The organism is Sphingomonas sp. CFBP 13714, from assembly GCF_014842205.1.
In the GTDB taxonomy this organism is placed as follows: Bacteria; Pseudomonadota; Alphaproteobacteria; order Sphingomonadales; family Sphingomonadaceae; genus Sphingomonas; species Sphingomonas aerolata.
The window spans coordinates 142815-152585 of the sequence record NZ_JACYVG010000009.1; the positions used below are offsets into that span (position 1 = coordinate 142815).

The 9771-nt window shown below is 67.2% G+C and carries 7 protein-coding genes; 2 read left to right on the forward strand and 5 right to left on the reverse strand.

Translation table 11 applies throughout. From position 1 onward, the window contains the following. Positions 1-15: 15 nt before the first annotated feature. From IFT54_RS18160 to paoA, 4 genes are all read right to left on the reverse strand, one after another. Positions 16-540, reverse strand: a complete 525-nt coding sequence (locus IFT54_RS18160) for a gamma carbonic anhydrase family protein (RefSeq protein ID WP_192071639.1) — start codon at positions 538-540, stop codon at positions 16-18. Positions 541-665: 125 nt separating this feature from the next. Then, positions 666-2867: an aldehyde oxidoreductase molybdenum-binding subunit PaoC gene (gene paoC / locus IFT54_RS18165; protein WP_192071640.1), complete on the reverse strand. Its 2202-nt coding sequence runs from the start codon at positions 2865-2867 to the stop codon at positions 666-668. A gap of 5 nt (positions 2868-2872) precedes the next feature. Next, entirely contained in the window at positions 2873-3823 is a 951-nt protein-coding gene (locus IFT54_RS18170) for an FAD binding domain-containing protein (protein ID WP_192071641.1), read from the reverse strand. After that, positions 3820-4461, reverse strand: a complete 642-nt coding sequence (gene paoA / locus IFT54_RS18175; RefSeq protein WP_192071642.1) for an aldehyde dehydrogenase iron-sulfur subunit PaoA — start codon at positions 4459-4461, stop codon at positions 3820-3822. The genes IFT54_RS18170 and paoA overlap by 4 nt, the downstream gene beginning before the upstream one ends. Before the next feature lie 274 nt (positions 4462-4735). Between paoA and IFT54_RS18180 the strand changes: the two genes are divergently transcribed. After that, on the forward strand, positions 4736-4906 hold the full coding sequence (locus tag IFT54_RS18180; protein WP_156363498.1) for a hypothetical protein: 171 nt from the start codon (positions 4736-4738) through the stop codon (positions 4904-4906). Between the two features lie 442 nt (positions 4907-5348). Further along, positions 5349-6875 (forward strand): hypothetical protein, encoded by a 1527-nt coding sequence (locus IFT54_RS18185; protein ID WP_192071643.1) that lies wholly within the window; start codon positions 5349-5351, stop codon positions 6873-6875. A 22-nt stretch (positions 6876-6897) separates the two neighbouring features. Here IFT54_RS18185 and IFT54_RS18190 read toward each other — a convergent pair whose 3' ends face one another. Beyond that, the gene (locus IFT54_RS18190; RefSeq protein WP_192071644.1) at positions 6898-9501 is read right to left on the reverse strand and encodes a glycoside hydrolase family 3 protein; all 2604 of its coding nucleotides are present in this window, start codon (positions 9499-9501) and stop codon (positions 6898-6900) included. Between the last annotated feature and the right edge of the window lie 270 nt (positions 9502-9771).

The following is a 9771-nucleotide window of genomic DNA, read 5'->3' on the forward strand; positions in this document are numbered from 1 at the left end:
ATCCGGTGCTCACCCCTAGTCGATGCGCGTCAGTCCGGTTGCGCAGGCGCGGGCCTTCTCGACATAATGCCGGGCGGAGACGCGGAGCGCCGCGATCGCCTGCGCATCGAGCTGCCGGACCGCACGGGCCGGGCTGCCGATGATCAGGCTGCCCGCGGGGAAGGTCTTGCCCTCCGTGACGAGCGCGCCGGCGCCGACGATGCAGTCCTCCGCGATCACCGCATGGTTGAGCAGGATCGCCCCCATGCCGATCAGCGACCGGTCGCCGACCGTGCAGCCGTGAAGGATCGCGTGATGGCCGATCGTGCAGTCCTCACCGATCCGAAGTGGCGCGCCGGGATCCGAATGGAGCATCGCGCCCTCCTGGATGTTGCTCCGCGCGCCGATGACGATCGGCGTGTTGTCCGCGCGGACGACCGCCCCGAACCACACGCTCGCGGCCTCTCCGAGCTGGACATCGGCGATCAGGTCGGCGCTTGGCGCGACCCAGGCGGTCGGGTGGCAGGTGGGGCGTTTGTCGCCCAGGGCATAAAGCGGCATCGCAAGGTCTCTCCGTCGAACCCGCGGGCTGCGACGAAGCCCGAAACGACACCGCCGCACCGCAGATCATCGGTTCGATGTCTGCGATACGGCGGGATCCTCTGCAAGGGCGGCAGGACGGGCCGTCAGGCGACGGGCGGCATGCCCTTGATCACCTTGTCGAGCGTCAGCGGATATTCGCGGATCCGGACGCCGCAGGCATTGTAGACCGCATTCGCGACCGCAGCACCGACGCCGCAGATGCCGAGCTCGCCGACACCCTTGGCCTTCATCGGCGACGACTTGGCATCGGTCTCGTCCATGAAGAACACGTCCTGATAGGGCACGTCGGCATGCACCGGGACATGATATTCTGCCATGTCGTGATTGACGAAATAGCCGAACCTCTTGTCGACGACCGCGTCCTCCATCAGCGCCGCACCGACGCCCATGGTCATCGCGCCGATGACCTGGCTGCGCGCCGACTTGGGGTTGAGGATCCGCCCGGCGGCAAACGCACCGCTCATGCGGCGTACCCGAACCTCGCCGGTCGCCGAATCGACCGCGACCTCGACGAAATGCGCGCCGAAGGTCGACTGCGCATAGGTCTTGGTCAGATCGCCGAACTCGATCGAATCCTCGGCCGACAGGCCCGCATCGCCCGCCGCCTCGGCGAGCGAGACGCTGCGGTTGCCCGACTTCACCTTGCCGTCCTCGAAGACGATGTCCGTGGGGTCGAAGCCGAGCTTGCGTGCGACGCTGTCGCGCAGTGCCGAACAGGCGGCATAGACGCCCGCGGTCGAGCTGTTGCCGCCCCATTGGCCGCCCGAGCCGGACGAGACGGGGAAGCTGCTGTCACCGAGCAGGACGATCACCTTGTCGAGCGGCACGCCCATCATCTCGGCCGCGGTCTGCGCGATGATCGTGTAGCTGCCGGTGCCGATGTCGGTCATGTCGGTGGCGACGGTGACAACGCCCTTCTTGTCGATGCCGACGCGCGCGCCCGACTTCATCGTGACATTGTCGCGGAAGGCGGACGCCATGCCCATGCCGATGAGCCAGCGCCCCTCGCGGACCTGGCCCGGCACGGGATTACGCTTGTTCCAGCCGAACCGCTCCGCGCCCGTCCTGAGACAGCCGACGAGATCGCGGTGCGAGAAGGCACGCTTGGGCGATTCGGGATCGACCTGCGTATCGTTGACGATGCGCAACTGAACCGGATCCATCTTCAGCGTCTCGGCAAGCTCGTCCATCGCCGCCTCGAGCGCGAGCAGCCCGACCGCCTCGCCGGGGGCGCGCATCGCGTTGCCCTCGGGAAGGTCGAGCGTCGCGAGCCGCGTCGCGGTCATCCGGTTCGCGCCTGCATAGAGCAGCCGGGTGACGTTCGGCGCGGTCTCGGGTCCACCGCCGGGGAGATCGCCCGACCAGCTTTCATGCGCGATCGCGGTGATCGTGCCGTCCTTGCGCGCGCCGATCCGCAGCCGCTGGATCGTCGCCGGACGGTGCGTGGTGTTGTTCATGATCTGCGGACGGGTCAGCGCGACCTTGACCGGCTTGCCACCGATCGCGCGCGAGGCAAGCGCGGCCATCACCGCATCGCTGCGGATCCAGAGCTTCGACCCGAAGCCGCCGCCGACGAAGGGCGACAGGACGTGGATGTCCTCCTTGGAAATGCCGAGCGTCTCGCTCATGTCGCGCACCGCCCAGTTGAGCATCTGGTTCGAGGTCCACAGCGTCAGCTTCGAGCCGTTCCATGCAGCGGTCGTCGCATGCGGTTCCATCATCGCATGGCTCTGATCAGGCGTGGTATAGGTCTGGTCGAGCTTGACAGTGGCCTTGGCAAAGGCGCCGGCGAAGTCGCCGATCGCGGTATCGGGTTTGCCGTCCTTCGGCTTCACCGCGGCCGACTTCTCCGCGGCGAGATCGAACTTTCCGGCGCTGCGGGCATAGGTGACGCGGACCAGCTTGGCGGCGGCGCGCGCCTGTTCGAACGTCGATGCGACCACGATCGCGACCGCCTGGTCGAAATGCTGGACGTCGGGGCCCGCGAGCATGCGGGCGGTATGCGCCTGCGCCTTGGCCACCGTACCGGCATTTTCATGCGTGACGACGGCGAGGACGCCCGGTGCAGCCTTGGCTTCGGCGAAATCGATCCGCTCGATCCGGCCCTTGGCGATCGCCGCGCCGACAATATAGCCGTAGACCGCGCTGGGGGCGGCGTCGTTGCGCTCATAGGCATAGCGCGCGGTTCCGGTGGTCTTGCGCTTGCCATCGATGCGGTCGACCGGTTGACCGACGACCTTCATGCGGTCGATCGGGTTGGTCGTTGCGGGGGTGTCGAACTTCATGGCGATCAGGCCTTCGCTTCTTCGAGCACTGCGTGGATCGTGCGTTCGATCAGCGGCAGCTTGAATGCATTTTGCGACGTCGTGCGGGCACCAGCCAAGACGGCCGCGGCCGTGGCCTTGGCACCCTTGGGCAGTTGCGCCTCGGCAGCTTCGACCCGCCACGGCTTGTGCGCGAGGCCGCCAAAGGCGAGGCACCCGCGACCATCGGGCTGGATGACCGCCGCGACCGAAACCAAAGCGAACGCGTAGGAGGCACGGTCACGCACCTTCTGGTAAATGTGCGTGCCGCCAATCGGCTTTGGCAAAGTGACCGCGGTGATCAGCTCACCCGGGGCGAGCGCGGTCTCGATATGCGGCGTCGTGCCCGGCAGCCGGTGGAAGTCGGCGATCGGGATGGCGCGCGTCTGGCCGGCCGAATTGACCGTCTCGACGGTCGCATCAAGCACCCGCATCGCGACCGCCATGTCGCTCGGGTGCGTCGCGATGCACGCATCGCTGGTCCCCATGACCGCGAGATTGCGGTTGAAGCCACCGATCGCCGCGCAGCCGCTGCCCGGCTGGCGTTTGTTGCAGGGCTTGGTGGTATCGTAGAAATAGGGGCAGCGGGTCCGCTGGAGCAGGTTGCCCGCGGTGGTCGCCTTGTTGCGCAGCTGGCCGGACGCGCCCGACACCAATGCCCGGCTGAGCACGCCGTAATCCTTGCGGACGCGGGCGTCAGCGGCGAGGTCGGTGTTGCGGACCAGCGCACCGATCCGCAGGCCGCCGTCACTGGTCGGTGCGATCGTATCGAGATCGAGACCATTGACGTCGATCAGATGCTGCGGCGTCTCGATCTGCAGCTTCATCAGGTCGAGCAGGTTGGTCCCGCCCGCGATGAACTTGGCGCCTGGGGTGCGGACGGCGGCTGCCGCGGCGGCGCTCGCGGTCTTGGCGCGTTCGAAGGTAAAGGCCTTCATGCCATGCGCTCCGTGCCGGCGACGTCGTGGATCGCGTCGATGATGTTCGAATAGGCGCCACAGCGACAGATATTGCCGCTCATCCGCTCCTGAAGCTCGGCGGTCGTCACCTTCGGCTTGGCGGCGATGTCGCCGGTGGCATGGCTGGGAATGCCTTCCTTGATCTCGTTGAGTGTCGCGACCGCGGAGCAGATCTGGCCCGGCGTGCAATAGCCGCACTGATAGCCGTCATGCTTGACGAAGGCGGCCTGCATCGCGTGCAGCTTCTCCGGCGTGCCCAGCCCCTCGATCGTGGTGATCGTGTCGCCCTCGTGCATCACTGCGAGCGTCAGACAGCTGTTGATCCGCCGGCCCTCGACGATGACCGTGCAGGCGCCGCATTGGCCGTGATCACAGCCCTTCTTTGTGCCCGTCAGCTTCATCGTCTCGCGCAGCGCGTCGAGCAGGGTCGTCCGCGTATCGACCTCGATCAGCGTATTGCGGCCATTGACCTTGAGCGTCACCGGCATCGTCGTCGGCGGGGTCTGTTGCGGTGCCGCAACCTGCGCACCCACCGGGGTCCCGGTCAGGGTCGCGGTCGCTACGCCACCCGCGATCACGCCACGGCGCGATACGGGAAATCCGTCATTGCTGTTCATAAAGATCTAAAGCTCCCTGATCCGCTAACGAACGGATCGCCACGGAACCGGTTGCGTCGCCACGCCGGAATCCGCCCTAACTCGGAAAAAATAGGTATCAGGCGGCTGCCGCGCCATAGGGCGGGACCGAGATAATCGACGGTCTAAGCCAAAAGTCCCAATCCGACACCGTCATTGACCCTTCAAATCGCACGCAATTCTGATATCGTCATGATCACGATCAAGGGATTGAGCGATGCAGAGTTACGCGCAGACGGTTGCTCGACTGAGGTCGATGGCTTTCCTCCTCGAAGAGGCGCTGCGCATCGCGGACGAGGGCGGCAACGCGCTGGTCGGGGCGAAGATCAGCGATTGTGTCGACTGGATCGAACAGGAGCTGACGTCGGTCAACGTGCGCGCCGCGCTCCATCCGATCACCGAACAGGGCAGCGCGGACCCCGCCTGAGGGTCTGGCGCTCGGCGAGTCGAAACGACGTCAGTCGTGGAGCCAGCAAAGGTCCCGTTCTTGAGGATCGTCAGCTGGACCGTCTGGGCATGATCCGTCTCGGCGTTTGATCCGCTCGCGCGCGGCCGATGCCAGTTAAGGCAGCCGATAACCGCGGTGATCCGTGACCAGCGTCGCTCGCCCTGACTGTGCGCGCTGCCGGTTGCTGCAGCGCGCGCACAGTCCGCACCCTCGCGCTTTCATCGGTGCCGCGACTCGACTTCAAAAATTGTCGGAGATGGAGCGATGGACAGTCTGCGCGCCCTGTGCTCGGATCTGTGCAGAGGGGAACAGCATGAGACCGGTTTTTGGATCTGGAATGGCGCTAACCGCGGTTGCCGCGACGATGGCTTATGGCATGACCCCAGGGGTGGCCCGCGCCCAGGTCGCAGATCCCCTAGCGATGACGACCGATCCCGCAGATCGCGCGGTGATGGCGGAGGCAGCGTCGGCGATCGCCGGACGATCGCCCGACATCGCCCGGCTCGATGCGGTCCTTGCCAAGCTGCCGCGGCCGACGCCGCTGCGCGGCATGGTGCAGACGGTGCGGGCCGGTGTTCTCGCAAGCGCGCAGGCGACCGGCCCCGCGGTCGCGGCGATCGAGGAGGCGCTGCGGCTTCTGCCGGATGATCCGCGGCCGAAACTCGTCGCGACGGGCATCTATACCTTTTCCGGTTCGCCGCAGCGCGCCGCGGATCTCCTCATCCAGGCCAGCCGGCTCGCGCCTGAGATGACGCGGCATTTCGACCGCTACGTCGTCATGGCGTTGACGGGGCGTTTGGCAGAGATCGGCGACCGGAGCAGGGCAGACCGGCTCAACGCCCGGCTCGGTGAGATCGGCTTCAGTTCGGGGCTCGCGCCCGAACGCTCGACCGCAGCCTTGTCCCGCACGCGCGAGGCGATGCGGATGTCGCCAGGCGCAGCGACTGACGAGGCGGTAAACCTCGTCACGACGATCGGCGATCCGGACGATCTGCTCACACTCTATATCGATCGACGCTATGCGCCGCTCTGGCCGCGGATCGCGGAATGGGCCGGGGCCGATCTCGCTGCACAGTCCCGGCGCTACCTCGACGAGCTGCGCGGCGACTGGGCGGCGGCTGCCGATTTCGACACCGCGACACCCTATGCGCGTCGCCTCTCCCGCCTCGAGGCGTATCCCGCGGTGCTCGGCCTGTTCCTGCCGATGTTCGACGGGATCGAGACCGGGGCGGCGGTGCCGATGGACGCGCGCGCCGCGGGCGCGCCGCGGGGCGAGGGCGTGTTCCTCGCGCCGATCGTCGCCAGGGCGCTGGCGCATCAGGGGCGCTATGACGAAGCTCGGGCATTGCTGGCCAGGGTCGCGACGACCGTGCCGGCCGACGACCAGGGCAATGGCCTCAATCTCGACGGCGCCTATCTGCAGCTGGCGGCGATGGAGACCGACTGGCCGCAGGTCCTCACGCGGGCCGACGTCTTTCTCGATCGGGCGAAACGATACGGGAGCAACGTCAACCGCGCGTCCGTCCTGCTCGTCAAAGCCTGGCAGGCCTGTGCTCTCGCCCGCACCGGCCAGAGCGCTGCCGCCGAACCCGTCACCGCAGAGGTGCTGTTGGACGAAGCACTGGTGCCGGGCGCCGCGATGCAGATGCATGTCTGTCGGGGCGACCCGGCCGCAGCGCGCGCGCTCGTCATCCGCCGGCTTGCCGACGAGACGACCCGCGACTGGGCATTGCGCTATGTCCAGCCGACCGGCTCCGCAACGACGACGCCGCTCGACCGGTTGACGGACCCGGTCGACGACGCGGTCCGGACCGCGCCCGACGTCGTCGCCGCGGCGACGCGGGTAGGGCGGATCCTGCCGAATCCCGTCAGCGTCGGGCTGCCGCAGGGGTTCGATCCGTTCCGCCTCCAACCGCGGACGACGCCGCTGGACGCGAACGCGGTCTAGGCGGCCGCGACGCCGATCGACCTCAGTCGCCGCACTGGGTCATCGGCACCGGCGCCGAATCGATCCTCACGTCGGATACCGACACGCCAAGCGCGCCGTCGGTCGCCAGCACGAAGGGTGCGGTGACATCCGCCATGTCGACACCGCGCTTAGCAAAGCATTGCAGCGGCACGACGACCTGCCGCCATTCGCCCGGCGTACCGGTCGCGAGCATCCTGGTGATCGGGACGGTCACCACGGCGCCGTCATGGCTGACCATGCCGAGCGTGACGGGCGCGCTGGCGGCGCGATCGACGCGCAGGTCGACGACGAGGCTCAACTCGCCATTGCTCTCTCGCGTGAGATCAAGCGGACGATCCGCCTCGATGCGTGCCTCGGCCGCACCGCCTGACCAGACGAGGCTGCGTGCATCCTCCTGGCGGCGGCGGTCGACCGCCGAGGCGGTGAGCCGCCGGTTCGTCGTCGTCGCATTGACGCCGAGAAGGCGGACCTTCGACTGTCCCTGTTCGGCGAGGACGAGCGACCAGCCTTCGGGGACGCGACCCTTGCCGAACACGATGCCGCTCGATGCCACGGCGAGTCCGGCGGGGCGCGTCTCGTCGAGCTTCGGGACGGTGCCCGGCTTCGCGTAGCTCAACCCATAGCCATAGGCGAACAGCGGATCATAGCCGGGGTCCGCGCGGTTGAGCACATATTGATCGGGGCGTTTGGGCCAGGAGAAGCTGAGCTTGCCGCGAAAGTCGTTCGCGATGCGCCCGTCCTTGGTGCGGAACAGCACGTCGGCGACGCCGCCGCCCTCGCTCCCCGGCAGGAACGCCGCGACGAACGCATCGGCGGCATTGAGCTCGGCGTTCACCCAGAGCGGCCGTCCGGAGAGGAATACCGCCACCACCGGCACGCCCGCCGCCTTGAGCTTACGGAGCAGCGCGAGATCGGCCTTGTCGTCGGGGCTATAGTCGAGCGTCGGGCGGTCGCCCTTGAACTCGGCATAGGGCTGTTCGCCGAACACGACGATCGCCGCATCGGGTTTCTTCGCGAAGCTGCCGTTCGCCGACAGCGTCGCGGTGCCGCCCGCCGCCTTGACCGCCGCGTCGATGCCCGACCAGATCGACTGGGCATTGGGGAAGTTCGCATTGGTGAGGCCGCTACCCTGCCAGGTCAGCGACCAGCCGCCCGCCTGTTGCGCGATATCGTCGGCGCCGCCACCCGCGACCAGGATATTGGCTGAGGGTTTGAGCGGCAGCAGCCCGCCTTGGTTCTTGAGCAGTACCAGCGATTTGCGCACTGCCCGCCGTGCGATGGCACGGTGGTCGGCCGCGCCGATCCGCTCCATCCTGCCCGCGAGCGCGCGTGACGAAGGGCGACCGCGATCAAATGTGCCGGCGCGCAGCTTGACGCGGAGGATGCGGCGAACCGCATCGTCGAGCCGAGCGGCGGGGATCTCGCCCGACTGCGCCTGCTTCAGCGTGTTGGCGTAAAGCGTCTTCCACCCGCTGCCCGAATACATGAACATGTCGAGCCCCGCGTTGATCGCAGCGGCGCAGCTCTCGTTCGAACAGCCCTCGACCTGGCCGTGGCCGTTCCAGTCACCGACGACGAAGCCGTCGAAATGGAGCCGGTCCTTGAGCACGCCGGTCAGCAGGCTCTTGTTGCCGTGCATCTTGGCGCCGTTCCAGCTCGAGAAGCTCGCCATCACCGACTGGGTGCCGGCCTCGATCGCGGCGGGGTAGCCACCGAGATGGATGTCGCGCAGCGCCGTTTCGGGGATCAGCGCATCACCCTGGTCGCGCCCGCCGGTGCCGCCGTCGCCGAGGAAATGCTTGGTCGTCGCGATCACGCGGTCGGGGGCAAGAAAATCCCTGGTGCCGACCTTGCCCTGCACGCCCTCGATCACCGCGCCGGCAAAATCGGCCTGGACCGCGGGTTCTTCCGCATAGCTTTCATAGGTGCGGCCCCAGCGATCGTCGCGAACCACCGCGAGCGTCGGCGCGAAGGTCCAGTCGATCCCGGCGGCGGCGGTCTCGATCGCGGTCACATGGCCGATCTCGCGCATCAGGTCACGGTCGCGCGTCGCACCGAGGCCGATATTATGCGGGAAGAGCGTCGCACCGGGGATGTTGTTGTTGCCGTGCACCGCGTCGGTGCCCCAGATCACCGGAATGGCGGGCCGACCGTCGCTGCGCGCCATCGACGCATCGTAAAAGGCATCCGCGAGCTTCAGCCACTCGATCGGCGGCGCAAGATCGTCACCGTTCGGACCCGAATTGCCCCCGTTGAGGATCGAGCCGAGCTTGTAGGTGCGCAGATCGGCGGGGGTGATGCTGGCGATGTCGACTTGGATCAGCTGGCCGACCTTGTCCTCGATCGACATGCGCGCGACGATCGCGTCGAGCCGTGCCTCGATCTTTGCATCGCGCAACGGCATGGCCTTGGCGGTCGGCCAGAGATCTGGATTCGCGACCGCCGAAAGCGGCGTGGATTTCTGGCTCCCGCCCGGCGCGGCAGATATTGGGGCAGATGTCGGGGCAGGGGCAGGGGGCGGCGAGGCCGGCGGTCGCGACGCGATCGGCGCGGCCGCGGTCTGTAGCAGCAGTGCGATCGTCACCGATGAGAAACCCGTCGACATCCTTATCTCCCTGATCCCGGTTCGAAGCTCTCCGACTGATGCCGACGCCCCCGGGCATTGCCACCCTGCTATCGCCGCAGCGGGGCGTCGGGCAAATCATTTACGTTACAAGCAAGTGAAGGATCGAGCTTACATCCGAACTCCGGTGCTGTCTGCCACCGCTCGGAAAGCCGGCTATAAGCGTCACGGGGGCGCAGAACGCGCCAGGGCGCAAAAATTGCCATAAAAGTGAAATTTGCATTTGACGGGGTTGGGGATGGGCCCTAGAGG